This is a genomic window from Microbacterium sp. 22296 (assembly GCF_052045385.1).
GTDB lineage: Bacteria > Actinomycetota > Actinomycetes > Actinomycetales > Microbacteriaceae > Microbacterium.
In genome coordinates, this window is the sequence record NZ_JBQEOS010000001.1 from 488,551 (window position 1) to 511,871 (window position 23,321).

The window sequence follows — 23,321 nt, forward strand, 5'->3', positions numbered from 1 at the left end:
ACTGAGCGACGCGAATGGGTCGGCTGGACGGTCGCGTCACGGGTTCGCCCGTGCCGAGGAACGTCCGGGCTCCACAGGGCAGGACGGTGGGTAACGCCCACCCGGAGCAATCCGCGAGACAGTGCCACAGAGAGCAGACCGCCTCGCGTCCCTGAGTTCGAGGACCTCGGTCCCTGAGCTCGTCGAAGGGCCGTGGGGTAAGGGTGAAAGGGTGGTGTAAGAGACCACCGGGGTCGTGGTGACACGACCCGCGAGGTAAACCTCGTCCGGAGCAAGGCCAGACAGGGGATGACGACGCGGCTCGCCGAGTCCCCGGGTAGGCCGCTGGAGCGGCACGGCAACGTGTCGCCGAGAGAGATGACCGTCCACGGGGCTTACGCCCCCGGACAGAACCCGGCGTACAGGCCGGCCCATTCGCCCCACCGGATGCGTACCGCTTCCAAACCGACAGGCGCACCGCGCCGAATCACCATCGACCCTCCTGCTGGCCCCCTGCCTCAGGAGGGTCGCGGCGTGTCGGCGACTGAACGCGTGCGCTTCCCGTCCCACGCCCGGGTGAATGTCGGAGTTATGTTCTAACATCGAGCACGGCCGGGGAATGGGTCCGGTGCATGGGTTCGACGAGGGTCAGCGACGAGATGGTCGCGCGGGTGCTGGCATCCATCGCCCCGTGCACGCTGCAGCCCGAGACATGGGGCGCCCGGCCCATCGAGTGGTACGCGCAGAAGCGGCCCGTGTGGGCGTGGGTGACCTGGCCGAACCGTGCGGCCACGCGCGAACCAGCTTGGGCGACCGGTGGCAATGACCGCGTCGTCATGATCGAGGTGCCGTGCGAGGGCGGACACTGGGCGCCCGTCGTGTGGCGGAACGCGGTCAGCGTGCGCCGGATCAACGAAGCGGCCTGACCCGTCCGGCCCGGCGCGCGGGCTCGTCTTCGGGCCGCGCCGACCCGGCGGCATCCGAAATCCGACGCGCCAGTCAGGCCTACTTCACCGCGGGCAGCGCCTCGGGAACGGGAACGCCGAGTGAGGCCGCACCGATGATGCCCGCGTTGTTGCGGTGCTTCGCGGGGACGATGGGCGCCTGCAGCTTCAGGAGCGGGAGGAAGTGCTCGGAGTGCTTCGACACGCCGCCACCGACGACGAGTAGATCGGGACTGAAGAGGAACTCGACGTAGTCGTAGTACCACTGCAGACGCTTGGCCCACTTGTCCCACGACAGCTCTTCGCGCTCCATCGCCGAGTACGCCGCGAAGTGCTCGGCATCTCTCTTGTGTCCGGCGCGCTGAAGGTGGCCGAGCTCGCTGTTGGGCACGAGAACACCGTCGTAGATCATGGCCGAGCCGATGCCGGTGCCGAGGGTGGTGAGGATCACGAGGCCCTCGACGCCCTTCGCCGCCCCGTAACGCACCTCGGCGATCCCGGCCACGTCGGCGTCGTTGGCGAAATGGATGCCGCGCGACAGGCCGTCTTCGAAGAACTTCTCGGCCTCGAAGCCGATCCATGTCTTCGAGACGTTCGCCGCCGACAGGGTCTTCCCGCTCTTCACGATGGCGGGGAAGGCGACGCCCAACGGCAGGTCGGCGGGGGCATCGAGCGTCTCGAGCACCTGGCGCACCGCGGTCAGGACGTCGGAGGGCTCGGCGCCTGCGGGGGTCGCGACCTTGACGCGGTCGCTCACGAGCTCCCCGGCGTCCAGGTCGACGATGCCGGCCTTGATGCCGGTTCCGCCGATGTCCACTCCGACCGCACGAGACGCATTCGTTGCCATACCCCTCAGCCTATCCAGCCGCACGGTCCGCATCAGTAGGATCGGGGGAGCACCGGCGGTTCACGCCGAGACGCGAGACCCACGTGAGGAGCATCGTGAGCGACGACAACACGAAGTACTGGTACAACCTCGAGACCGGTCAGGTCGAACAGGGGTACGAGTCGCCGGCCGTCGATCGCGCCGGCCCCTTCGACACTGCGGAAGAGGCGGCGAACGCGCCGCAGCTCTTCAAGGAGCGTTCGAAGAAATGGGCCGAAGAAGAGGCTCGTGACGACTGGGGCTCCGGCTCCGCCCGCTGACCGCACCGATACGAGGGATGACGATGGACAAGCAGCGTGATTTCGTCCTGCGCACGATCGAGGAGCGCGGCGTCAAGTTCGTGCGCCTGTGGTTCACCGACGTGGTGGGGACGCTGAAGTCGGTGGCCATCGCCCCGGCCGAGGTCGAGGGGGCGTTCACCGAGGGTCTGGGCTTCGATGGATCGGCGATCGAGGGGCTGACCCGCTCGTACGAGTCCGACCTGCTCGCCCACCCCGACCCCACGACGTTCCAGATCCTGCCGTGGCGCGGTGAGATCGACCCGACGGCGCGCATGTTCTGCGACATCACCACGCCCGACGGGCAGCCCGCGGTCGCCGATCCCCGGCACGTGCTCAAGCGCACGCTGGCGAAGGCCGCCGACGCGGGCTTCACCTTCTACACGCACCCCGAGATCGAGTTCTACCTGCTGAAGTCGTCGCAGCTCGGCGCCGACGGACGCCCCCAGCCCGTCGACTCGGCCGGCTACTTCGACAACGTCCCGGGTGGCACGGCTCACGACTTCCGCCGTCGCTCGGTGCGCATGCTCGAAGACCTCGGCATCTCGGTCGAGTTCAGCCACCACGAGGGCGGGCCCGGTCAGAACGAGATCGACCTGCGCTACGCCGACGCCCTCACCACGGCCGACAACATCATGACCTTCCGCACGGTCGTGAAAGAGGTGGCGATCGAGCAGGGCGTCTACGCCACCTTCATGCCCAAGCCCATCAGCGGCCAGCCCGGCAGCGGCATGCACACGCACCTGTCGCTGTTCGAGGGCGACATGAACGCCTTCTACGAAGAGGGCGCGCAGTACCAGCTGTCGAAGGTCGGGCGTCACTTCATCGCGGGCCTCCTGCGCCACGCGAACGAGATCTCGGCGGTCACGAACCAGTTCGTCAACTCGTACAAGCGCCTGTGGGGCGGCGACGAGGCCCCCAGCTTCATCTGCTGGGGCCACAACAACCGCTCGGCTCTCGTGCGCGTGCCGCTGTACAAGCCGAACAAGGGCCAGTCGACGCGGGTCGAGTACCGCGCGCTCGACTCCGCGGCCAACCCCTATCTGTCGTACGCGCTCATGCTCGCGGCCGGCCTCAAGGGCATCGAGGAGGAGTACGAACTCCCCGCCGAAGCCGAAGACAACGTGTGGTCACTCAGCGACACCGAGCGCCGTGCGCTGGGATACGCCCCGCTTCCGTCGAGCCTCGATCACGCCCTCGAATACCTCGAGGAGTCGGAGCTCGTCGCCGAGACGCTGGGGGAGACCGTCTTCAAGTACGTCCTGCTCAACAAGCGTCGCGAGTGGAACCAGTACCGCGCGCAGGTGACGCCGTTCGAGCTGGCGAGCAACCTCGAAGCGCTCTGACGGACCGCCGATGACCTCGGGCGATCGCTCCACGGCGCTCACCGCACTCGCTCGCACCGGCTTCTCGCAGCTCACCGAGGCAGACGCCCTGCTCGGTGAGCTCGAGGAGACGGTCGGTGTCGATCGGGCGGACGCCATGCGGTTGGCGCACCGCGTGGCCGACCCCGACGGCGCGCTACGGGCGATCCTCCAGGTGGCCCGGCGCGACGTCGCGGCGGTGCGCGCGGCGGCCGCCGACCCGGGCGCATGGCGTGCGCTGTGGGACCTGGTGGGCGCATCCGACGGCTTCGCCGAGTTCTACCTGCGGCATCCCGACGAGCTCGCTCATCTGTCGGGCGCGGGCCTCACCGTCCCCGATGAGCAGTCCATGCGCGCCGAGCTTCTCGAATCCGTCGGCGACGTCGACGGATTCGCCTCGGATGCCTCGGATGCCGCCTGGGTCGCGCTGCGGGTGCGCTACCGTCGCCTGCTGGCGCGTATCGCGGCGTACGACCTCGGGCAGGACGACCCGGCGGGGGCGATCGACGTCGTTTCGGCGGCGTTGGCCGACATCGCCGGCGCGGCGCTCGAGGCGTCGCTGAGCGTCGCCCGCGCACGGGTGTCGGCCCCCGGACCCGGCACCTTCCCCCGCGAACAGGTCGAGGCCACCCGCTTCGCCATCATCGCCATGGGCAAGACGGGTGCGCGCGAGCTCAACTACGTCAGCGATGTCGACGTGATCTTCGTCGGCGGAACGGCCGACGAAGAGGTCGTGTCGGAGGCACGCGCGATCGACATCGGCACCCGTCTCGCCGTGCAGACGATGCGCGGCATCTCCGGCCCCGAGATCGAGCCGCCCCTCTGGGAGGTCGACCCGAACCTGCGCCCCGAGGGAAAGCAGGGCGCGCTCGTGCGCAGTCTCGCGTCGCACCAGCAGTACTACGACCGGTGGGCGAAGAGCTGGGAGTTCCAGGCGTTGCTCAAAGCGCGGGCAATCGCCGGCGATCCGGCACTCGGGGCCGACTACATCGCCGCGGTACAGCCGCTGGTGTGGCACAGCGCGGCGCGCGAGAACTTCGTCGAGGGCGTCCAACGCATGCGGGAACGCGTGACCGAGCACATCCCCGCGGCCGAGGTGAACCGTCAGCTCAAGCTCGGGCCCGGCGGCATCCGCGACGTCGAGTTCACCGTGCAGCTTCTGCAGCTCGTTCACGGCCTGACCGACGAGCGCATCCGCCAGCGGGGCAGCCTCGAGGCCCTCGACGCTCTGGTGGCCGAGGGATACATCGGGCGCACCGAAGCCGAGGCCTTTGCCCGCGACTACCGCACGCTGCGCCTGCTCGAACACCGGCTGCAACTGCGGGGGCTGCGTCGGACGGCGCTGTTGCCCGAGAAGGACGACGACCTTCGGGTGCTCGCGCGTGCGACCCGGCTGGCCGACTCGGCATCCGGGGTCCGGGCAGCCTGGGAGGCCATCAAGCGCGAGGTCCGCGACATCCACGTGCGCCTGTTCTACCGCCCGCTGCTCTCGGCCGTGGCGTCGCTGCCCGAGGGGGAGCGGACGTTGTCGACCGCGCAGGCGCACGACCGTCTCGCGGCCATCGGCTTCCGCGACCCGGCCGGGGCGCTTCGCCACATCGCGGCGCTGACGACCGGCCTGAGTCGCAAGGCGACGATCCAGCGCCACCTCATGCCCGTCATGATCCGGTGGTTCGCCGACGGCGTCGACCCCGACTACGGGCTCCTCGTCTTCCGTCGCATCAGCGAGCGGCTCGGCAATACCCCGTGGTTCCTGCGCATGCTGCGCGACTCCGCGGGCGCCGCAGAGAGTCTCACACGCGTGCTCTCCGGCTCGCGCTACATCGGCGAGCTGATGGAGTGGATCCCCGAGTCCGTCGCCTGGCTCGACGACGACGCGCTGCTCCGACCTCGCTCGGGCAAAGCGCTCGAAGAAGAGGCGCGAGCGATTCAGACCCGCTGGCAGAACATCGACGACGCCATGCGGTCGGTGCGGGCGCTGCGCCGCCGCGAAATGCTGCGGGTGGCCATGGCCGCCGTCCTCGGCACGGTGTCGCTCGAAGAACTCGCCGATGCCCTCTCGACGATCACCGAAGTGACGATCCAGGCGACGCTTCGCGCCGTGCGCCGTGTGGTCGTGCCGCCCGAAGATGACGACCTCGACTTCGCGGTCATCGCGATGGGGCGCTTCGGCGGGCGCGAGATGGGGTTCGGGTCGGATGCCGACGTCATGTACGTCTATCGCGCGAACGGGGTCGACCCGCAGCGCGCGGGCCAACTGGCGCTCAAGCTCGTCGCCGGGCTTCGTGAGCACTCCGAAGACCACCGCCTGCCGCTCGACCTCGACGCCGAACTCCGGCCCGAGGGCCGCAGCGGTCCACTCGCCCGATCGATCGAGGCGTACGCGGAGTACTACCGACGATGGTCGCTCTCGTGGGAGGCGCAGGCCCTGCTGCGCGCCCGGGGTGTCGCCGGCAGCGTCAAGCTGATCGCGCAGTTCATGGCTCTCGCCGACGAGGTGCGCTATCCGGCGTCGGCAGACCAGAACGGTCTGCGCGAGATCCGCCGCATCAAGGCCCGCGTCGAGAACGAGCGACTCCCGCAGGGCGCCGACCCCGCACGTCACCTGAAGCTCGGTCCCGGATCGCTCAGCGATGTCGAATGGCTGGTGCAGCTGCTGCAGCTGCAACACGCCCGAGCTGTTCCGGCGATGCGCACCACCTCGACGCTGACGGCGCTGGCTGCCGCGGTGGAGGCGGGGATCGTCGAGGCCGAAGCGGCCCAGAAGCTCGCCGCCGCCTGGCATCTCGCCAGTCGCCTCCGTTCAGCGAACACGCTGCTGTCGGGGCAGACGAGCGACGTCCTGCCGGCCGACCGCGTGCGACTCGACGGGATCGGGCGGATCCTCGAGTACCCACCCCGCTCGGCGACGCGCGTCGAGGAGGACTACCTCGGNCCCGACGGGTCTTCGACAAACTCTTCTACGGCTGAAGCGCGGGGATGCCGCGGGCTCCGGCGGGAGCCGGTGCCTCGGCGATCTCCGCCGACGCCCAACGCGGGAGCATCCCGCCGGAATCCACGCTGTTATCCGTTGCGGTACCGGCTTTCAGCGCTGCGTGCCCGGCGGGCTCCTCCGGCCGGCACCCGCTGCCATGTAAGCGGTCTACGAGGACATGAGCCGCTCTCGCACCTCTCTGCGCAGGACTTTGCCGATGAGCGAGCGAGGGAGGTCGTCGACCACGACGATGCGGCGCGGCACCTTGTACGCCGCCAGACGCGTCTTGCAGTAGTCGCGCACCGCCTCCGACGAGATATCGACTCCCTCTCGGAGGACGATGGCGGCGGCGACGTCTTCTCCGCCGCGCGGTTTGGGCAGGGCGACGACCGCCGCGCTGTCGATGTCGGGATGCGAGGTGAGCACGTCCTCGACCTCGGTCGGCGCCACGTTGAAGCCGCCCGTGATGATGATCTCCTTCAACCGGTCGACGATGGTGACGAACCCGTCGGAGGACACCGTCGCGATGTCACCGGTGCGCAACCACCCACCGGGTAACAGGGTGTCGGCGGTGTCGGCCGGGCGCTGCCAGTACCCCTGGAAGACCTGGGGGCCGCGCAGGAGCAGCTCGCCCGCTTCTCCCAGCGGACGGTCCGCGGTCGGGTTCTCGGGGTCGACGATGCGGATCTCGGTGCTCGGAAACGGCACGCCGACGGTGCCCGGCCGACGCGAGGGGCCGATCGGGTTGCCCAGGGCGACCGGGGACGACTCGGTCATGCCGTACCCCTCGACGAGCAGGCCACCTGTGGCCTGTTCCCAGCGGTCGACGGTCACGACCGGCAGACTCATCGCCCCGGAGATCGCGAACCGCACGCTCTTCAGGTCGATAGACCCCCGCGCGGCGGCGCGAGCCAGCTGGTCGTAGATCGGCGGGACCGCGGGCAGGAACGTCGGCGGGCTCTTCCTCGCGGCCGCGGTGACGAGATCGAGGTCGTACTTGGGGAAGAGCACGAGCTTCGCGCCGATACTCACAGCGAACGTCAGACACAGCGTCAGGCCGTACGCATGGAAAAGCGGCAGCACAGCGTAGAACGTCTCTTCGCCGTCTTGGAGTCCCGGCACCCACGCGCGCCCCTGCATGGCGTTCGCCCGCAGGTTGGCGTGGGTCAGGATCGCCCCCTTGGGAGTTCCGGTCGTGCCGCTGGTGTACTGCAGCAGCGCGATGTCGTCGACTCGCGGGCCCGGGTGCTTCTTCGACAACGTGCCGCGGGTCAGGAGTTTCTCCCAGCGACTCGGGCGCTTCGACCGCGGGGCCGCGGTCAGTTGCGCGCGGGCAGTACGGGCCTTGGCGATCGGCAGGCGCAGCGCGAGCCGCTTGGAGAGGGGGAACGCGGCGGTGATGTCGACGCTCACGATGTGCTCGAGTGCGAGGTCCGACGGGAAATCGGCGACGGTGTCGGCGAGCTTGTCCCACACGATCGCGAAGCGAGCCCCGTGATCTTCGAACTGGTGGCGCAGCTCGCGCGCCGTGTACAGCGGATTGTGCTCGATGACGATGGCCCCCAGGCGCAGTGCCGCGTAGAACGCGACGACGTGCTGCGGGCAGTTGGGGAGCACGAGTGCGACGCGATCACCCGCGCGCACCCCCAGCCGACGGAGCCCCTCTGCCGCGCGTGAGATGTCGTCCCCGAGTTGCGCGTACGTCGTCTGCGCACCGAAGAACTCCAGTGCCACCTTCTTGCCGTACGTCGAGACGGAGGCCGCCAACATCTCGGGGAGGGTCTGCGAGGGCGTGTCGATCTCCAGCGGGACACCCTCGGCGTACGAGGTCGACCACGGGCGTGAGGCGTAAGGAGACTCCGGCATTCCCCCATCCTTTCAAGTCCCTCCGACATCGCGGCTGCACGCGACGGGGCTTGACGCATCCCGCCGTCGCTCTCGCATCGAGACCACGATCGGCCTACCCTGTGGGGCATGTGCCGCAACATCATCCCCCTGCACAACTTCACACCCCCGGCCACGGATGACGAATGCCACGACGCCGCACTGCAGTTCGTGCGCAAGATCGTCGGCACGACCACGCCGTCGCGAGCGAATCAGGCGGCCTTCGATCGCGCGGTGACCGAGATCGCGGCATCCGTCCGGCAGCTGCTCGACGACCTCGTCACCACCGCGCCGCCGAAGGTGCGCGAGGTCGAGGCCGCCAAGCGGCAGGCGCGCTCTGCCGAACGGTACGAGGCGATCCGCGTGTTCCAGGAGCAGAAGCGGGCCGAACGCACCGCCTGAACCCCACGCTGCCCGCCCCCGCGGACGCGGGGACGGGCAGCGAGACGGGGATCAGACGAACTCGGCGCGACGACGACGCAGACGCAAGGTGATGCCGACGGCGAGCAGTCCCATCGCCAACACGATCGCGCCGAGCGGCAGAGCCGCACCGGTCATGGCCAGGGGCGAGCCGTTCCCGGTCTGCCCCGTGCCCGCGGCGCCCGCCCCGGCCGTGGGTGAGGGCAGGGGGGTGGGGGTGGTCGTCGGCGCCGGCGCCGCCGAGGCGGTCACGCGGAACGACGCGGTCTTCACGACACCGGTCTGCGCACCACGGACCGCCACCTCGTAGGTGCCCTCCGCCGTCGGGGCCGTGCCCGTGAAGCGTGCGGAACCGCGCAACGCGTCGCGCTGGCCGAGATCGCCCGACGTCGACACCGTGCCGGTGAGCTGCCAGTCGGCGGCGAAGCCCTCCGCCGCCACCGTGAGCGGGTCCCCGGGACGGACCTCGGCGGGCACGCTCACCGTGGCCTGCGCGCTCAGAGCGGCGAGGTTCTGCGAGAGCGCGAGACCGTTCGCGGCGGTGAAGAACAGATCGGTCTGGTCGGTGAGACCGACGACGTTGGCCGCTCCCGGTCCGTACCCGGCGATGCGCACCTGCGAGCCGGTGTGCTGCTGCGAGCCGCCGGCCGGCGACGTTCCGTACGCGACGATCAGGGGCTGACCGTCGGCGGTGAGCAGGTGGGTGTTGAGGCCGGGGATGGCCGAGCCCACGATCTGGCTCGTGTGGGCGTGGTCGGCGGTGACGACGACGAGCGTATCGCCCTGGGTGCGCGCGAAGTCGAGGGCGACCTGCACGGCCTCATCGAGGTCGACGGTCTCACCGATCTGCCCGCACGCGTTGGCGGCATGGTCCTGCTTGTCGATGCTCGCGCCCTCGACCTGAAGGAAGAAGCCCTTGTCGTTGTCGAGCAGGTCGATCGCCTTCGAGGTGAGGGATGCCAGCGACAAACCCGTTGCGAGACGGGCGGGGTTCTCGGTGCACGCGACCGGGGCGGGCAGCTGTCCGCCCGTGGTCAGGTCGGTGGCCGCGGGGCCGTTCCAGCGCACCGGGAAGTTGCCGTCGGCGAAGAGCCCGAGGAGGGGCGTCTGAGCGTCGGCGGCCGTGACGGCGTCGAGGCCGGCGGCATCCTTCACGAGGGTGTAGCCACGCTCCTGCGCCTGCGCCGAGAGGGTCTTGCCCCGCCAGGGGCCCGCCTTCGCGGTCTGCGTGAAGCTCGCCGCTCCGCCGCCGAGGGTGACATCGGGACGCACGTTCAGGAGCTGCTCGCTGATCGAGCCCAGACCGCCGTTCTCCAGCGCCTCCGCGGAGCAGTTCTTCGACGTCTGTTCGGGGCCGTAGCATCCACGGGCCGAGATGTGCGAGACCTGCGCACTGGGGGTGGCATCCTGGATCTCCGCCGTCGAGACGTTGCCGGTCTTCAGACCGTTGGCCTTGGCGATCTCGAGCAGCGTCGCCTGGGGCTTGTTCGCGACGTCGACGCTGAGGCGACCGTTGACCGTCTTGGTGCCCGTCGACCAGGCACTGGCGGTCGAGGCGGATTCGGAGGCGTAGTTGGGCTTGCCCGCCTCGTCGATCGAGTACGTCGTGTACTGCCCCGTGAGGGGGAGAGCGTCGATACCCGCGAAACGCCCGGCGGCACCCTCGGCGTAGTCGCGTGCGACGGTGATCTCGGAGTCGCCCATGCCGTCGCCGATCAGCAGGATCACGTTCTTGGCCGGACCGTCGACGATCGACTCGCGCAGCGCGTCGGTCATGTCGCCATCGTTGCGAGCCGCGCCACCGTGCTCGGTGATGTCGGGGGCCGCGGCCAGCGCGGGAGCGGCCACGAGGCCGATGGAGGTCGAAGCCGCCAGCGCGACGGCGACCGAAGCGGCGGCCACGCGGAGGCGTCGGGAAGAGCGAGAGTCCATGGGGGAGTCCTTCGTCGGATCGGGGCGGTCGACGACCGCAGGGCAAGCCCACCGCTCGGGGGTCACCCCGTCGCTATGCCCAGGTGAAGATCAGGTGTCCAGACGGTAGTCAATCGTCCACCGGCGTTCACCCCTCGGATGCCCGCGCCTAGGCTCGGCTCGATGACCGTCGCCGTATCCCGCCCGTCCGACCGGCGCGCCCCCGAGCGCGCGGTGCGGCTGGCGCTCGCGGTCTTCTTCCTGCTCTGCGCCTGGGCCACCACGCATTTCGACGAAGCGGGCGGGCACCATGAGGGCACCGCACACCGTGCGGTCACGGTCGGTTCCCTCTCGCAGGCCGATGACGGCCGGATTCCGGATGCCACCACCGTCCCGCCCGTCGACACCGACGCCACGAACGTGGTCGCCGCCGACGGGTCGACCGAGTCGGTGCTGCTCGTCCTCGCCGCCGTCGTCTGCATGATCCCGAGCTTCCGCCGTGCCGCCGCGATCCTCGGAGGGGCGACACCGTCGGGAGCGCCGCCGCCGCAGCGGCATCCCCTGGTCGTCTTCGGTATCTCCCGAACCTGAGCTCGCACGCCGCCGCGCTCGCGGCGGATCGCGGTCGTCGAAAGACGGCCGACCGTGTCGACCTCAGCTCGGGAGTTCCCTCTTGCCCATCATCCCCGCCGTTTCCCGCACGAGTCGTTCTGCACCGCGCGGTCGCCGCCAGGTGCGGCTCGCCGCCGACGATCTCGCGCAGATCGTCGAGTTGGCGCTGCGGGCCACCGACCCGACCGCGCGCGCGGTTCTCGCGCAGATCGCCGATCGCGACGGAGAGGGAGCGTCGGAGGTGATCACCGGGATCCTCCAGCGCACATCGCCCCGACCGCTCCGACCGAGCAGCCGTCCCCGGGCATCGATCGCGACGGTCGAGCGCGTCGCACCCGCTCCCGCGACATCCCTGGGGGAGGAGCAGGCGCGCCGCCTCGCCGCCGTCGCCGGGCGCCTTCCGCAGGGCGGGTCGGTGCTCTTCGTCGGTGCCGAGGGCACCGGCAAGACCCTCCGCGCGCGGTGGATGGCGCACCAGCGCGCACGCGCGGTTACGACGATCGATCTCACGAAGACGCGCGACGTTCCGCTCTCCCACCTCGTCGACGCCGTCGCCTCCGCCACGGCGTCCGGGATGACAGTGCACCTGGAACGCGCGCACTCGCGAGACGTCGAAGCGCTCGCGGCCCTCGTTCGGGCCCGCGCGGCGCCGGGTCTGCTCCTGCTCGAGACGACGGAGGCGCCCGTGGATCTCGCCGTCGACGCGGTCGTCGAGGTGGGCGCCCCCGACGTCGCGATGATCGCCGCGCTCCTGCGCGATCATCTCGGCGACGTCGACGAGCGCGTCATCCGGGTGGTCGCGGCTCTGCGCCAGGGTGAGACACCGCGTGCGATCGAGCACGCGGTCGAGGGGGCCCGACGTTTCGCGGCGATGACCGAGATCGGCGTTGCGGAAGCCCTCCACGCCGCGACCGTGCAGCTGATCGGTTCCTGGCCGCGGCGGCGTCGTCGGGATGCGGCCGTCGCGCTGATGCAGACCACGGGGCTCAGCCAACGCGCCGTGCGCGAGCTCACAGGGGTCAGTCGCGACACACTGCGCCGGCACGCGTCCTCGCCCGGGATCGGTGGCGGCGCCGGCGCGAGGGCGTCCGCATGACCGCCGCTCTGCAACGCGACGACGCCCGCCCCCGCGAAACGGCGGGGACGGGCGTCGGTGGTGTTGCGGCGATCAGACCCCGAAGTACAGCTCGAAGGAAATTCGCCCTGTGGGCAGGTGTTGGGATGTGTGGCCCGCCCCGGAATCACGCGGATTTCATGCTGTCAGGTGTTGTCCGCGAAGGGCGTCTGTGGGCGGTTCTGCGGACTCTCCGCGGACTGACGACCCGGGTGCATCATGGTCGTCATGACGGCGGAGAAGTGGCACACGTACAAGACGGCGGCGAAACGGGTGGGCCGGACGGAGAAGACGATCGCGAACTGGCGTCGGTGGGGTATGCCGATGGAATGGCACGTGATCGACGGTCAGCGGACCCGCGTCGTCCGAGAGGACGTGCTGCTGAAGCACTTCCGGCTGCACCTCGCGCAGAGCCCCGCTCATCAGTACCGGATGCGCGCCCTGCAAGCGGCATCCTGAGAAGCGCCGTCGACCCCGTCAGTATTGACCACGCGCCGCGAGGGTACCTTCGGAGCGTGGCGCAAGCGTGGATCACCGGAGACAGGTTCCTATCGCCCGAGATGGTCTGCGAGATGGTCCCGGGTCTGACACTCGTGGTGCTCGAGGATCGCCGCAAACGGAAGATTCTGCCACGGTTCTTCAAGCCCACCCGGCGGACGGTCATCTACCGGGAGTCGGACATTCTGGCGTGGGTGCTCGCCTCGGAAGTTGGGACCCGCCCGGAGTGACGCTCGGTGTGACGTCGACCCCGATTCCGTCACACCTCAGGGGGAGTTCGACGAGACCGCGCACCCGCGGAAACACGCGGCAGAACGACCACCTCGCGCGCGCGACCCCCCTGGTAAAAAAAAGCGCACCCGAACCCGGGGAGAGAGGACGCCCTCCCCGGTGGTGGTCCCCCTCACCCTTGATGTGCCGGATTTTCAGTGGGGGTGGCATCGCGTTCTTTTGTGGCCGCAACTTTCCGGCGTGGGTGTCTCTTTCCGCCCGCGCGAAGCCATCTCACGAAGGGGCGCAGGCCGGCGGGTCGGGCGATGAGAAGTAACCCGAAGCCAAGGTAGGTGACGGTCACCAGCACCATTGAGAATGAGATCAGGCGTTGCCGTAGGCCCTGATCCCATTCGAGAAGTGGTCCCAGGGCGTAAGCACCCAAGACCGCCAATGTGGCCAGGCCCAGCAGCGTGGTTGTGATGGCGAAAATAGCGGTGGAGGCGGCGTTGTCTCGACGAACGGCATGGTTCAGCCTGCGAGCCCAGATGGTTCGCACCTCGATCAACTGTGGACGGGCTGGATCTGACTTCGGTAGCCCGTCGATCGCCTCCGTCAGCTTCGTGATGCGTCTGACGGCTCTTGGTTCCGCGGTCGATAGAAGTACCTGCACCGACACGGATGCGATCGCACCAACCATCGCGGCGATGACCGTGGCCCACTCCATGTCGCCAGGCTACCCGGGCGGTCTAGATGTCGTGGGCGTCGAGTGCGCGCTGCAGCTGCTCCCGTTGGGCTCTGGCGATGTCAGTTGGGTCGTAGCTGTAGTTGTCGCCGTGCTGGTGTACCTCGATGACGGTCCTTGCCGCGCCCTGCGCCCCGTCAGGCGTCGGCGTGGCATACCCGCCTGTTCGGAGTACCGGGGCGGCTGGGGCGGTCTCCCAGGACGAGGCAGGGACGCGGACGGGCCCACCGTCTGCGAGGTGCGGTGTGCTCCCGTTCATCACCGCGCGGCGGAGGCGGTAGACGGCGTCGTGGCCGCCCATCCGGCGGACCTCCTCGGCGGTGAGCATGTGCTCTCCGTTCGAGGCCATGATCGGCACCATGTCCTCGCGGGGGCCGCCAGGGCCGTGGATCGCGCCGCCCGACGCCTTGCCCTCGCCGCGGGCTGCGGCGGCGTTGTCCTGCCGAATCGTGTACGCCGGGATGGTGATACCTCGGTTGTTCCAGTAGGACTGGATCGCTTCGATGCTGGCCTGCGCAGGTGACGTGTCAGCCCGGATGACGACCGACCCGTCCGGCAACGTCTCGATGCGGGTCGCGAGGCTCTGCACCTTGCTCTGCTGGTCGGGGGCGTTCGAGGAGTACGCGGTGCTCTTCGACTCGGGGGTGCGGAGGATCTCGTCGACCAGGGCGCCGGCGGCTTCCTTCCCGATGCCCATCTGTTCGATCTGCGCGATGAGGGCGTCGCGGGTCGTGTTGTAGCGAGCGGTGAGCTCCGACTGGCCCTCCCCGGTGGCTTGGGCGGCGGCGAGCTCCGTCTCCAGGGCGGCGGCCGCGTTCAGGATCTGCTGCTCGAGCACCCGGCCTGTTTCGGAGGCTCCCCGGTTGGCGAGGTCCAGGCCCTCCATTGAGAGTGCCGCGCCCTCTCCGTTCGTCGCGACGACGCCGATCGACTCGGCCAGCCGGAGGGAGGCGTCGTTCAGGAACCCCATCGCGACAGCGCCCTCACCGAACTCGTTGACCTTGTCGCGGGCGACGTCGATCGCGCCGTTCAGGTTGGTACGGATGGTGTCGGCCGCGACGTCGCTCTTCTCCGAGAAGTCAAGCATCCCGTTGGCGATGTCGACCAGGGCATTCGACGTCTCCTGATCGCCCAGGGCTGCGGGGATCGCGGACAGCCCGTAGACCACCTCCGAGAGAGAGCCGACGAGATCGCCGAGCGCCTCCGTTCCGGACGCCGCGCCCTCGACCATGGTCTCGCCGAAGTCGAGTGCCCCATTGGCCATGTCGAGGAAGAACTGCAGCACGGGGCCACGGTTCTCGCTGACGAAGGTGGCGACGTCGGCGAGCGGTTCGGAGAGCCCGGCGGCCAGCGCCCCCTGGATGCCCTCCGCAGCGACCTCAATGTTGCGGAACGCGCCCTGGATGCGGGCCTGGTCGTTGTCGGCCAGGGTGTCGAACATCCGTTGAGCGGAGCCCTGGACACCGTTGAGCGACGCCTCCGCGTTCGAGAGGTCCAGCTTCGACAGGTCGAGCTGCAGGTCCTCGAACTGGGTACCGAGCAGGCCCACGGCGATCGCGTTCCTGTCGATCGGATCGGTGTCCCGGAGACGATCGAAGATCAGGTCGAGCGCGTCCCGGGCGGCGGGGCCGCCCTCGATGAACGCCTTCTGCAACTCCGCCGGAACCAGGCCCAGACGCTCCGCGAAACCGGCGGTCGCGTCGTCGCCTTCACGGATCCGGATGCCGAGCTCACGGAGGGAGTCGGCGAAGAAGTCCGTGTTCGGGGCGCCCGCCTCGAGGCCCTGGTTGATGAGGCCCAGGGCGTCACCTCCGGAGAGACCCATCGCCTCGAACGTCGACGCGTACTCCGACAGGGTGTCGAGCAGGTCGTCGGACAGGTTCACGCCCTCCCGCTGGCCGGCGGCGATGATGTCGAACGCCTCCTGCGCGTTCTTCGCCAGACCGGAGCGGAGCAGCTGCGCCGTGGCGCGGGCCACGGGCTGAACGTCCTCGCCGAGCACGTCCGCGATACCGGCCAGTCCCTCGACGACCCTCTGCGACTCACGGTTCGTGGTGTCGCTGTCGATGATCTTGAACTGCAGCCCGAGACGGGTGACGTCCATGTTGCTCTCGATCGACTCGCCGAAGCCCCGCGCGTAGGCCTCCGACGCGGCGCGTCCGAGGCGGGCTGCGGTGGGTTCGCTGATTCCGGTGAGCGCCTGGAGCCTGTCACCGCGGGCCTCGATCGCCAGGCCGTTCTCGAACGACTCCCGCAGCGCGCTGGCGGCGGCGTAACCGATACCCGCCACCGCGCCTGCGATCGGGATGGTGGCGAGGGCGGCGATGACCGACCCGCCGAACCGGGACCCGGCGTCCTCTCCTGCCCCGTCCGCGGCGTCACCCGCCTTCACGAACGCCGATTCAGCGCGCGACACGTCCGCGTCCACCTCAACCGTGGCTCGGTACGCGGTGAGCTTCTGGACGTTCCCCTCGAGCTTCGCAAGCTGACGCTCCGCCCGGGCGACGTCGGCGCCGACCTCGAACCCGGCATCCGCTCGGAGCCGGAGGTCCTCGAGCCGGTTCTTCGTTCGCTCGACGCCCTTCTCCGCGGCGGAGATGTCGGCGTCCAGCTTCAGCACCGCACGTTCCGAGACAAGCTTCTTCGCCTGCGTCTCGATGTCCTTCATCCGCTCGATGGCCTGCTTGGTCTCGACCTGCGGCTTGATCGAATTCTTCTCGATCTTCTCGCCCGTCGCCTTGACGTTCTTGTCCGCGCGGGCGAGGTCCTTGTCGTTGACGGTGAGGAGGACCTCTACCTCCCCGGCTCGGTAAGCAGCCATCAGCTGAGGCCCAGCGCCGTGAGGTTGCGGACGGCGATCTGCGCCATCTCGACGTACGTGTCGGCGGTCGGGGTGAAGCTGTTGAACTGCAGCTCCCCGCGCACGATCGTCGCCCCGGCGGGGACGACGAGCCGGGCACGGACCACACCGTCGGCGTACACGAGCCCCTGCATACCGGCCGGGCCGCCGGTGCCCGATGCGATCAGGGTGCTGCCGCTGTAGGCGGTCACACCGAACGAGTAGATCGCTTCGACCGTGGCGACGTTGAGGCGTCCGACGATCTCGATCAGGTCGCCGGGTGTGAACCCGGTGCTGATGTTGTATTGCAGGCCGCCCTGTCCGGCGAGGCCAGCGAGCTTCGTCATCCGCTGCCACCGGACGCCGGACGCGTCCGTGACGATGCTCTTCGACGAGACGCCCGTGCCCCACTGCACCCACCCGTTGCCGTACCCGGAATGGCCCGAGTCGGAGAGGAACAGGCCCTCGTTGTTCGCCATCATGGTGGACGCGTCGGCCGGGTACGCCAGCTGCACGGGGGCGTCGTTGAAGCGTTCCAGCCAGCCCGGGAGTGAGGCGTTGTACGCGGCGATCTTCGCGTGCCCGACGGCGGAGGGGTGCACCGTGTCACCGGCCTGGTAGTCGGTGGAGGCGTTGGCGATGCCGCCGGTGGTGAGGGATGCGAGCGGGGTGTACGCGTCGACGACCTGGAGGCCGAGCTTGCGGGCGAGGAATGCTACCCGGGCGTTCCACTTCAGGACGTTCCCGAGCGCCGCGTCACCCCGCGGCGGCGCCAGCCACAAGATCGGGCGGATCAGGTTGGCGCGAAGCGTGTCGATCATCTCCGTCAGGGCGGCGTACCCGGATGCCATGCTCGCGTCGTTGGACATGTTGTTCGTCCCACCGCAGATGGCGACGGCGGAGGGACGGTCGGTCGCGGCGAGGAGCTGCGGCAGGTGCGTGTCCCTGATCTGCTCGAGGGTGAAGCCTCCGGTGCCGTAGACGCCGGAGCGGAGGACGCGGCGGCCCTTCGCGACGGAGAGGAGGCCGTGCCAGTTGCGGGTGACCTTCGTGGTGCTCGTCGCCTGGTCGTAGGTCGAGATCGAGTCCGAGAGGATCCCGAGACCGCCGGGGGCGGCGATGGCAGCGGCTGTCTGCTTCGCGATCCACTCGGCCGTCACGCCTGTGATCTCGCCCGTCTTGGTGTCTGCTCCGAGGAGCCCGAAGTTCGTCATGGTGTTCTCCCGTTCTGTTGGTCGCGTCTCGCGACAGGTATGTGAAGGGGGCCACACCCCGCCCAGCGTGTGGCCCCTCAGTGGGTTGGTGAGACTCCCGCGGTGCGGACGTCCGATGCTCACCACCCGTCGATCTCGGAGGCCCCAACCGGAAGGCGGCGGGCGGGCACCGGGATCGAGATCATGGCGTCAGCGGCGGAGCTTGACCTGAACGGTCGAGCCTGTGCCGCCATCGTTCAGGGCGATGCCGACGACGTTGATGTCGTTGGTGCCGTTGGTGTGGGCGGCGACACGTCCGTTCGCCGCGGGCTCCACGGTCTGCCCCGCCGTGATGGGGGCGGCGGCGACGAGCAGCTGCACGCCCATTCGGTGCACGGTGATCTCCTCGCCGGAGGCCGCATCGGCGCCGGCGACGCCGACCCAGGCGTGAGTCGCGGTGGTGGAAGGGGCGACGGCGCCGGATCCGCTGACGACGACGAGCTGGCCGCCGTTGATGGGTGCGGATGCCTGGCGGGTGATGCTCAGCCCGGGCTGGAACAGGGGTGTGTACTCGGGCATGGTCAGGCTCCTTCGCTGCTCGAGAGGATGCGGGCGCGGACCTTCCGCGCCACTTCGCTGGGAGAGTTCAGGCGGAGCCCGCCGCTGGCGAGGGCGAACCAGTCGAGGGTGCCGCCCGTGCGTCCGGCGAGGTAGAAACGGCCGTCGTCCGTCCAGGAGTCGCCTGCGGCGAAGCAGACGGAGTAGTCGATGCCCTCGCCGTTGTAGACGCCCTGTTCGTCTGCGGTGGGGCTGACGTCGAACACGCGGCTGATCTGCTGGCGCACGGCCGCGATCGCCTGCGCGTCGCGGAAGAACGTCTCCGTGCCCCGCCAGGCTGCGCTGGCCTTGTCGTCGGCCATGCGGATGACGTCATCGGAGGTGGTGCGCGCGGTGAAACCGTAGGTGGTCACCGCGTCGACGAACGGAGCGGCGACCTGGTCGAAGCGTGGCTGCATCTCCTGGACGAGTGCCTCGAGTTCGGGGCCGATCGACCGCTGCACCTCGATGAGAAGGAACGCCTCGAACGGGGCGATGGCCTGCTCGAACCCGCTGCTGAGCCGGCGGATGGTGACCTGGTCGATCCACATGCGGAGCTCGTCGTCTGACATACCCATGAACGCGGCGGGCGGTTCGACTGTGTGGGCGATCGCGACCTCGCGAAGCCGCTGAGCCTTGACGATGGTGGACGGCACGGTCAAGTTGGCGATTTCGCACAGCGTGGCAAACGCGGTGACATCTCCCCAGGTGGCGATCACGATGCGACCTCCTTCTCGGCGACGAGTCCGCCGGCGATGAGCTCGCGCAGCTGGTGGTGGACGATGTCAGTCGGGACGTCCTGCCCCTTGTAGAGGTTCACCTGGGATCCGGAGTTCAACCGGACCACGACGCATGACGCGGTCACGGTGTGCGATGCCGAGCCGAGGAAGAACGGGGAGCTCATGCGTCGCTCCCGAACAAGGCCCGGTAGATCGCCTCGTCCTCAGCCGAGAGCGCCTGCAGCTTCGCCGGCGCGGTGAGGGCGTCGTACTCAGGTTCGGACATCACGTCCGAGTCGCTCGAGACGGGGTACTCACCGCCGGGAGCAACGGTGCCGCGAGCGTTCGCCTTCACCTCGCTGACTTTCGCGAGGATGGTCTCGCCGGGGGCGTCAGCGGGAAGGCCCAGCTTTTCGGTCACCCGACGAACGAAGTCGCCGCGGTTGGTGTTGGTCGTGGCGGTCGCCATGGGGTCTCCTGATCATCGAGTGGTGATGATCGGTGAGCCCCGCTCCAACCGATATCCGCACCTTAACCCGACTCTTCGACGACAACCCCCGACACGCCGCCCAGCGACCGGCGCCGTTCATCGAGCTCCGGAACGTCGATCCCAGCAGCCGCGATGAGGCGCGCCTGCCAGGCGATGACCTCATGGGCCTCGCGTAACGCGTCCTTCGCCCGCCCGAGGTCACGCTGCAGCCGCCGCTCCGGGTCGAAGTTCCGACGGCTCACGACGCGACCTCCGCCCACTCACCCGGCGCCGTCTCGACCCACTCCTCCGGCTCACCCGGCTTTCTGGTCACCCAACCGATTACCTCGCCGGTCTCTTCGTCGACGCCTCCGGCTATGTCCTTGCCTTCCTGTCCTTGCCTTGCCTTGCCTTGCCTATCCTGTGCAGTCCCGGGGGACTGTCCCCCGGGAGCGTCCCCCGGGACTCTCTGCTGAGCGCGCTGCCGAGCCTTCTTCTCCCGGTCCTTCCGACGTGCGTTCTCCAGCCGCTCGAACTCGTCCCGCGTCGTCTGGTCCCGTTCGTAGTCAGCGATCGACCACGCGTCGGGCCCGTCCTCGACCCAGAGGCCGTGCACGACGAGCGTGTGCACGGCCTCCTGTCGGAACATGGGGATGATCGCGAGGTCCCCGCGTTCGATGCGGCCGTCGGTGCGGTTCGACACCGACCACAGCGTCGCGAGGAACAGGCTCGACCGTTCGGCGTCGGTCAGCCGCATGATGCGCCGGTCGACGAGATACCGCTCGGGGATGCGGGCGTCAGCCATCGTTCGCCAGCGTCACTGTGCGCCCCGTGGACCCCACAGTCGCCCACGTCGTGGGTCGAGAGGTGTCCCCCTGCGGAGAACGCCACCCATTCGGCCGCACTACAGGCCAGCCCAGCATCACGACGACGCACGCCGAGCACGGCGCGTGCACCGACGAGAACCCGCCAGCCCCGCCCTGCGTCGCCCACGCGAACTGCGGGCCGCACCGCGAGCACAACCCCGCGGCCTCAGCGAGGCGGCACACCTTCTGCCACCGCTCCGCCTGGCCCTGTGTCTCCGGCTTCGGTCGCTTCTCGGTCATGCCGTCTCTCCCTTCGGCGTCTCGTGGATCAGGCCAGCCGCGTCGATCGAGTAGTCGACCGTCGCCGCCCGCACCTCCGCCTCCAGGTGCTGCTCAGGTGTCTGGCACTCGTCGCAGGCGATCGCGACGATGATGCCCATCACGCGGGTTGCCGCCCACGTCCCCGGTTCGCTGTACGGCGTCGTCCGCCCGCACGACGAGCACCGCCAGACTCCCGCGGCGAGGTCGCGGGCGTTCTCTTCGACGTCGCGGTTCACGCTGCGATCCGTTCCAGGACAGAGCGGACACTTCGATCGCTGCCACCTTGGCGGTCGATCATCATCTCGAGCTCGAGCTGCACCATCGGGTCGTCAACGACCGACCCCAGGTAGACGTACTCCACCCAACGCCGCCGATCCTTGCGCCAGCGGACACGGTGTGTCACTCCGGCCGCGCGCCAGTCGCGGAACAGGTCGTCGACGTTGCTGTAGCTCGACGTCCGATCGAGGGCTCTTGCGCGCTCTGTTTCAGTGGCCCCGGCGAAGTGGCGCAGCTCGAACTCTCCGGGTCGACCCGTGACCCAGCCCAGCCTGTAGTGCACCCGGAGCAGGGAGGAGCCGTCGATGTTCTCGCAGTAGAAGATCGGCCGGTGCGTGATTTCGTCGTCGACTCGGATCACGTGGCGCGCGGGGGCGTCTTGGTGGATGATGGTCATGATCGTTCCTGTCCGGTTCTGGTCCTCGCCCTCGGCCGCTGTTCCCGCAGCGCCGGGGGCTTTCTCGTTTCTCATCGCTGGACCTCGAAGAAGTCGGCCAGGTCCTGAGCGGTGCTGACGCGGCGACCTCCGACGACCCGCGATTTCAGCGCACCCGTTTGCCACAGCCATCGGACGGCAGCTTCGGTGCGTCGCAACTTGCCGGCGACCTCCGAGCAGAAGAAGAACTCCGGGATGGTGGTGCTCTCTCGCATTTTGACTCCGTTTCGTTTCCGGCGCATCTGCGCCGATATCGAAAGAGAATGCATGGCATTTGGTGGGAAGTCAAGTTCCGGCGTAGATTCGCCGATATGGAAAGACCGACCCCCACGACGAGTGTCTCCCTCGGCCCCACTGGGGACACCGTGCGAGAGAACATCAGGCGGGTCCGGCTGTCCCGACACTGGACACTCCGAGACCTCGCGGAGAAGCTGATCGACAACGGCCATCCGATAGCGCAGTCCGCCTTGAGCAAGATCGAGAACGGCACGAGAAAGGTCGATGTCGACGACCTGATGGCGCTGTCGACGACGCTGGGCGTGTCGCCGCTCACGCTGCTTCTCTCCAACCCGGCCGACCCCAGAACGACGTTCAGCCTCACTGGCTGGGGATCGGAGCGGGCGGTGGACGCGTGGCGCTGGGCCATCACGGGTGACGCGGCGGCGATCGGCGTTATCCCGGAATCCGATTCCCTGCCGTGGTGGATAGAGGCAGCCGCGAAATTCACTCTGCAGAGCCTCGATGGCGAGCATTAAGCAGCGCCCAGACGGCACTTGGCGGGCGCGCTACCGTGGCCCTGACGGGCGTGAGTACGCGAAGCACGCGAAGCTGAAGCGAGACGCGCAGGCGTGGCTGGACGAGGCCACCGCGACGATGCGAGCAGGGACGTGGGTCGACCCGCGCACGTCGAAGATGACGATGGGGGAGTGGCTCACCACGTGGGAGGCCGGGTACGCCGGTAACAAGTCCGGGACCGTGAAGTCAGCGGCGACGCACGTCAAGCTCATCCGGGCGAAGTTCGGTGACCGACAGCTGCGCGCGATCCGCTCGTCCGATGTGAAGACGTGGATGGCGGAGCTGTCCGAGAAGTACGCCCGCAGCTACGTGTACGCGATCCACCGCCGACTCGCCCAGGTGCTCACGGACGCCGTGCACGACGGCGTGATCACCCGCTCCCCAGTATCCAGACGCACGAGCCCCCCAGCGCCGACCCAGCGACCGTACGTCGCCACCACGGCCCAAGTGTGGGCGCTCTACGAAGCTCTCCCGCGCGCCTACCGCAACCTCGTGCTGCTCGGCGCTTTCGTCGGCTTGCGTGCGGGCGAGATAGCCGCACTCACCCGCGACGACGTCGACTGGGATGCCCCGTCGATCACGGTCAGCGTCCAGCACGACGGCGCGGAGCTGAAGTCGGAGACCTCGAGCGGGACGGTGCCGATCCCGGCCGAGCTCGCCGCCATGCTCGACGCGGACGCCGGCGCCGCGAAGATCGTCCCTGGCGTCTTCGGCCGAGGGGTCACCGCCTGGCATCTCAACGATGTCTGGGCGGACGCACGAAAGGCCGTCGATGGGCTCCCCGAGGGCTTCCGCATACAGGACCTCCGGCACTACTTCGCCAGCCTCCTGATCGCCGCCGGCCTCGACATCAAGGTCGTGCAGACCCGCATGCGCCACGCCTCGCCCGTCATCACGCTGAGGACCTACGCGCACCTGTGGCCCGACACGGACGACACTTCCCGAGCGGCTGTCGCGGACGTCCTGAGCGCACGAAAGAGCCCCCCAGGTGTGGACCCGGAGGGCTCTTCGTCAGATTCTGCGGACTAGACGCGGACTAGCGTCCCGTTCT

The 23,321-nt window shown here is 69.0% G+C and carries 24 protein-coding genes, 1 other RNA gene and 1 pseudogene; 11 read left to right on the forward strand and 15 right to left on the reverse strand.

What is annotated here, in order from left to right:
- Positions 1 to 15 precede the first annotated feature (15 nt).
- Positions 16 to 417, forward strand: an RNA gene (rnpB, locus tag ACTJJP_RS02385) — RNase P RNA component class A.
- Between the two features lie 194 nt (positions 418 to 611).
- On the forward strand, positions 612 to 905 hold the full coding sequence (locus ACTJJP_RS02390; protein WP_440773440.1) for a hypothetical protein: 294 nt from the start codon (positions 612 to 614) through the stop codon (positions 903 to 905).
- 79 nt (positions 906 to 984) lie between these two features.
- On the opposite strand, the gene ppgK is transcribed toward ACTJJP_RS02390, so the two are convergent.
- Positions 985 to 1,770, reverse strand: coding sequence for a polyphosphate--glucose phosphotransferase (gene ppgK, locus ACTJJP_RS02395; protein WP_440773441.1), 786 nt, complete (start codon positions 1,768 to 1,770; stop codon positions 985 to 987).
- A 95-nt stretch (positions 1,771 to 1,865) separates the two neighbouring features.
- Between ppgK and ACTJJP_RS02400 the strand changes: the two genes are divergently transcribed.
- From ACTJJP_RS02400 to ACTJJP_RS02410, 3 genes and pseudogenes are all read left to right on the forward strand, one after another.
- Positions 1,866 to 2,069 carry a hypothetical protein gene (locus ACTJJP_RS02400; RefSeq protein ID WP_055954581.1) on the forward strand — a complete coding sequence of 68 codons (204 nt, stop codon included), beginning with the start codon at positions 1,866 to 1,868 and terminating at the stop codon, positions 2,067 to 2,069.
- A gap of 23 nt (positions 2,070 to 2,092) precedes the next feature.
- Positions 2,093 to 3,433 carry a type I glutamate--ammonia ligase gene (gene glnA / locus ACTJJP_RS02405; protein ID WP_076675636.1) on the forward strand — a complete coding sequence of 447 codons (1,341 nt, stop codon included), beginning with the start codon at positions 2,093 to 2,095 and terminating at the stop codon, positions 3,431 to 3,433.
- Between the two features lie 10 nt (positions 3,434 to 3,443).
- Positions 3,444 to 6,421 (forward strand): annotated as a pseudogene (locus tag ACTJJP_RS02410) (bifunctional [glutamine synthetase] adenylyltransferase/[glutamine synthetase]-adenylyl-L-tyrosine phosphorylase).
- Between the two features lie 172 nt (positions 6,422 to 6,593).
- On the opposite strand, the gene ACTJJP_RS02415 reads toward ACTJJP_RS02410, so the two are convergent.
- Positions 6,594 to 8,291, reverse strand: coding sequence for a long-chain-fatty-acid--CoA ligase (locus ACTJJP_RS02415; protein ID WP_440773442.1), 1,698 nt, complete (start codon positions 8,289 to 8,291; stop codon positions 6,594 to 6,596).
- 108 nt (positions 8,292 to 8,399) lie between these two features.
- Here ACTJJP_RS02415 and ACTJJP_RS02420 point away from each other — a divergent pair, with 108 nt between their 5' ends.
- Positions 8,400 to 8,711, forward strand: a complete 312-nt coding sequence (locus ACTJJP_RS02420; RefSeq protein WP_440773443.1) for a DUF2277 domain-containing protein — start codon at positions 8,400 to 8,402, stop codon at positions 8,709 to 8,711.
- A gap of 51 nt (positions 8,712 to 8,762) precedes the next feature.
- Here the strand turns inward: ACTJJP_RS02420 and phoA are convergent, their stop codons facing one another.
- Positions 8,763 to 10,661, reverse strand: a complete 1,899-nt coding sequence (phoA, locus tag ACTJJP_RS02425) for an alkaline phosphatase (RefSeq protein WP_440773444.1) — start codon at positions 10,659 to 10,661, stop codon at positions 8,763 to 8,765.
- Positions 10,662 to 10,823: 162 nt separating this feature from the next.
- Here phoA and ACTJJP_RS02430 point away from each other — a divergent pair, with 162 nt between their 5' ends.
- The 3 genes from ACTJJP_RS02430 (at position 10,824) to ACTJJP_RS02440 (ending at position 12,825) form a co-directional block, all read left to right on the forward strand.
- Positions 10,824 to 11,231, forward strand: a complete 408-nt coding sequence (locus ACTJJP_RS02430) for a hypothetical protein (RefSeq protein ID WP_440773445.1) — start codon at positions 10,824 to 10,826, stop codon at positions 11,229 to 11,231.
- Positions 11,232 to 11,313: 82 nt separating this feature from the next.
- A complete protein-coding gene (locus ACTJJP_RS02435) occupies positions 11,314 to 12,348 on the forward strand; it encodes a hypothetical protein (protein ID WP_440773446.1) in 1,035 nt (344 codons plus the stop codon).
- Between the two features lie 246 nt (positions 12,349 to 12,594).
- Positions 12,595 to 12,825 carry a hypothetical protein gene (locus ACTJJP_RS02440; protein WP_440773447.1) on the forward strand — a complete coding sequence of 77 codons (231 nt, stop codon included), beginning with the start codon at positions 12,595 to 12,597 and terminating at the stop codon, positions 12,823 to 12,825.
- 442 nt (positions 12,826 to 13,267) lie between these two features.
- Here the strand turns inward: ACTJJP_RS02440 and ACTJJP_RS02445 are convergent, their stop codons facing one another.
- The 12 genes from ACTJJP_RS02445 to ACTJJP_RS02500 form a co-directional block, all read right to left on the reverse strand.
- Positions 13,268 to 13,801: a hypothetical protein gene (locus ACTJJP_RS02445; protein ID WP_440773448.1), complete on the reverse strand. Its 534-nt coding sequence runs from the start codon at positions 13,799 to 13,801 to the stop codon at positions 13,268 to 13,270.
- Between the two features lie 22 nt (positions 13,802 to 13,823).
- Positions 13,824 to 16,640 carry a phage tail tape measure protein gene (locus ACTJJP_RS02450; protein WP_440773449.1) on the reverse strand — a complete coding sequence of 939 codons (2,817 nt, stop codon included), beginning with the start codon at positions 16,638 to 16,640 and terminating at the stop codon, positions 13,824 to 13,826.
- The gene (locus tag ACTJJP_RS02455; protein ID WP_440773450.1) at positions 16,640 to 17,872 is read right to left on the reverse strand and encodes an SGNH/GDSL hydrolase family protein; all 1,233 of its coding nucleotides are present in this window, start codon (positions 17,870 to 17,872) and stop codon (positions 16,640 to 16,642) included. The genes ACTJJP_RS02450 and ACTJJP_RS02455 overlap by 1 nt, the downstream gene beginning before the upstream one ends.
- A 189-nt stretch (positions 17,873 to 18,061) precedes the next feature.
- Positions 18,062 to 18,430, reverse strand: a complete 369-nt coding sequence (locus ACTJJP_RS02460) for a DUF2190 family protein (protein ID WP_440773451.1) — start codon at positions 18,428 to 18,430, stop codon at positions 18,062 to 18,064.
- A 2-nt stretch (positions 18,431 to 18,432) separates the two neighbouring features.
- Positions 18,433 to 19,167 (reverse strand): hypothetical protein, encoded by a 735-nt coding sequence (locus tag ACTJJP_RS02465; RefSeq protein WP_440773452.1) that lies wholly within the window; start codon positions 19,165 to 19,167, stop codon positions 18,433 to 18,435.
- Positions 19,164 to 19,352 (reverse strand): hypothetical protein, encoded by a 189-nt coding sequence (locus tag ACTJJP_RS02470; RefSeq protein WP_440773453.1) that lies wholly within the window; start codon positions 19,350 to 19,352, stop codon positions 19,164 to 19,166. The genes ACTJJP_RS02465 and ACTJJP_RS02470 overlap by 4 nt, the downstream gene beginning before the upstream one ends.
- On the reverse strand, positions 19,349 to 19,636 hold the full coding sequence (locus tag ACTJJP_RS02475; protein ID WP_440773454.1) for a hypothetical protein: 288 nt from the start codon (positions 19,634 to 19,636) through the stop codon (positions 19,349 to 19,351). Before ACTJJP_RS02475 ends, ACTJJP_RS02470 begins: the two co-directional genes overlap by 4 nt.
- Before the next feature lie 62 nt (positions 19,637 to 19,698).
- Positions 19,699 to 19,899: a hypothetical protein gene (locus ACTJJP_RS02480; RefSeq protein ID WP_440773455.1), complete on the reverse strand. Its 201-nt coding sequence runs from the start codon at positions 19,897 to 19,899 to the stop codon at positions 19,699 to 19,701.
- Complete coding sequence (locus tag ACTJJP_RS02485; protein ID WP_440773456.1) at positions 19,896 to 20,441, reverse strand: hypothetical protein; 546 nt, start codon at positions 20,439 to 20,441, stop codon at positions 19,896 to 19,898. The genes ACTJJP_RS02480 and ACTJJP_RS02485 overlap by 4 nt, the downstream gene beginning before the upstream one ends.
- Positions 20,442 to 20,738: 297 nt before the next feature.
- Complete coding sequence (locus tag ACTJJP_RS02490; protein WP_440773457.1) at positions 20,739 to 20,999, reverse strand: hypothetical protein; 261 nt, start codon at positions 20,997 to 20,999, stop codon at positions 20,739 to 20,741.
- Positions 20,996 to 21,436, reverse strand: coding sequence for a hypothetical protein (locus ACTJJP_RS02495; protein ID WP_440773458.1), 441 nt, complete (start codon positions 21,434 to 21,436; stop codon positions 20,996 to 20,998). The genes ACTJJP_RS02490 and ACTJJP_RS02495 overlap by 4 nt, the downstream gene beginning before the upstream one ends.
- Before the next feature lie 71 nt (positions 21,437 to 21,507).
- Positions 21,508 to 21,690, reverse strand: coding sequence for a hypothetical protein (locus ACTJJP_RS02500; protein ID WP_440773459.1), 183 nt, complete (start codon positions 21,688 to 21,690; stop codon positions 21,508 to 21,510).
- Positions 21,691 to 21,786: 96 nt separating this feature from the next.
- On the opposite strand from ACTJJP_RS02500, the gene ACTJJP_RS02505 reads away from it, so the two are divergent.
- Complete coding sequence (locus ACTJJP_RS02505) at positions 21,787 to 22,230, forward strand: helix-turn-helix domain-containing protein (protein WP_440773460.1); 444 nt, start codon at positions 21,787 to 21,789, stop codon at positions 22,228 to 22,230.
- Positions 22,217 to 23,299 (forward strand): tyrosine-type recombinase/integrase, encoded by a 1,083-nt coding sequence (locus ACTJJP_RS02510; RefSeq protein WP_440773461.1) that lies wholly within the window; start codon positions 22,217 to 22,219, stop codon positions 23,297 to 23,299. Before ACTJJP_RS02505 ends, ACTJJP_RS02510 begins: the two co-directional genes overlap by 14 nt.
- Positions 23,300 to 23,321: the final 22 nt, after the last annotated feature.

Coding starts and splice junctions, on each gene's coding strand:
- ACTJJP_RS02390 (WP_440773440.1), top strand. CDS start 612: ATGGGTTCGACGAGGGTCAGCGACGAGATGGTCGCGCGGGTGCTGGCA.
- ppgK (WP_440773441.1), bottom strand. CDS start 1,770: ATGGCAACGAATGCGTCTCGTGCGGTCGGAGTGGACATCGGCGGAACC.
- glnA (WP_076675636.1), top strand. CDS start 2,093: ATGGACAAGCAGCGTGATTTCGTCCTGCGCACGATCGAGGAGCGCGGC.
- ACTJJP_RS02415 (WP_440773442.1), bottom strand. CDS start 8,291: ATGCCGGAGTCTCCTTACGCCTCACGCCCGTGGTCGACCTCGTACGCC.
- ACTJJP_RS02420 (WP_440773443.1), top strand. CDS start 8,400: ATGTGCCGCAACATCATCCCCCTGCACAACTTCACACCCCCGGCCACG.
- phoA (WP_440773444.1), bottom strand. CDS start 10,661: ATGGACTCTCGCTCTTCCCGACGCCTCCGCGTGGCCGCCGCTTCGGTC.
- ACTJJP_RS02430 (WP_440773445.1), top strand. CDS start 10,824: ATGACCGTCGCCGTATCCCGCCCGTCCGACCGGCGCGCCCCCGAGCGC.
- ACTJJP_RS02440 (WP_440773447.1), top strand. CDS start 12,595: ATGACGGCGGAGAAGTGGCACACGTACAAGACGGCGGCGAAACGGGTG.
- ACTJJP_RS02445 (WP_440773448.1), bottom strand. CDS start 13,801: ATGGAGTGGGCCACGGTCATCGCCGCGATGGTTGGTGCGATCGCATCC.
- ACTJJP_RS02450 (WP_440773449.1), bottom strand. CDS start 16,640: ATGGCTGCTTACCGAGCCGGGGAGGTAGAGGTCCTCCTCACCGTCAAC.
- ACTJJP_RS02455 (WP_440773450.1), bottom strand. CDS start 17,872: ATGACGAACTTCGGGCTCCTCGGAGCAGACACCAAGACGGGCGAGATC.
- ACTJJP_RS02460 (WP_440773451.1), bottom strand. CDS start 18,430: ATGCCCGAGTACACACCCCTGTTCCAGCCCGGGCTGAGCATCACCCGC.
- ACTJJP_RS02470 (WP_440773453.1), bottom strand. CDS start 19,352: ATGAGCTCCCCGTTCTTCCTCGGCTCGGCATCGCACACCGTGACCGCG.
- ACTJJP_RS02475 (WP_440773454.1), bottom strand. CDS start 19,636: ATGGCGACCGCCACGACCAACACCAACCGCGGCGACTTCGTTCGTCGG.
- ACTJJP_RS02485 (WP_440773456.1), bottom strand. CDS start 20,441: ATGGCTGACGCCCGCATCCCCGAGCGGTATCTCGTCGACCGGCGCATC.
- ACTJJP_RS02495 (WP_440773458.1), bottom strand. CDS start 21,436: ATGACCATCATCCACCAAGACGCCCCCGCGCGCCACGTGATCCGAGTC.
- ACTJJP_RS02500 (WP_440773459.1), bottom strand. CDS start 21,690: ATGCGAGAGAGCACCACCATCCCGGAGTTCTTCTTCTGCTCGGAGGTC.
- ACTJJP_RS02505 (WP_440773460.1), top strand. CDS start 21,787: ATGGAAAGACCGACCCCCACGACGAGTGTCTCCCTCGGCCCCACTGGG.
- ACTJJP_RS02510 (WP_440773461.1), top strand. CDS start 22,217: ATGGCGAGCATTAAGCAGCGCCCAGACGGCACTTGGCGGGCGCGCTAC.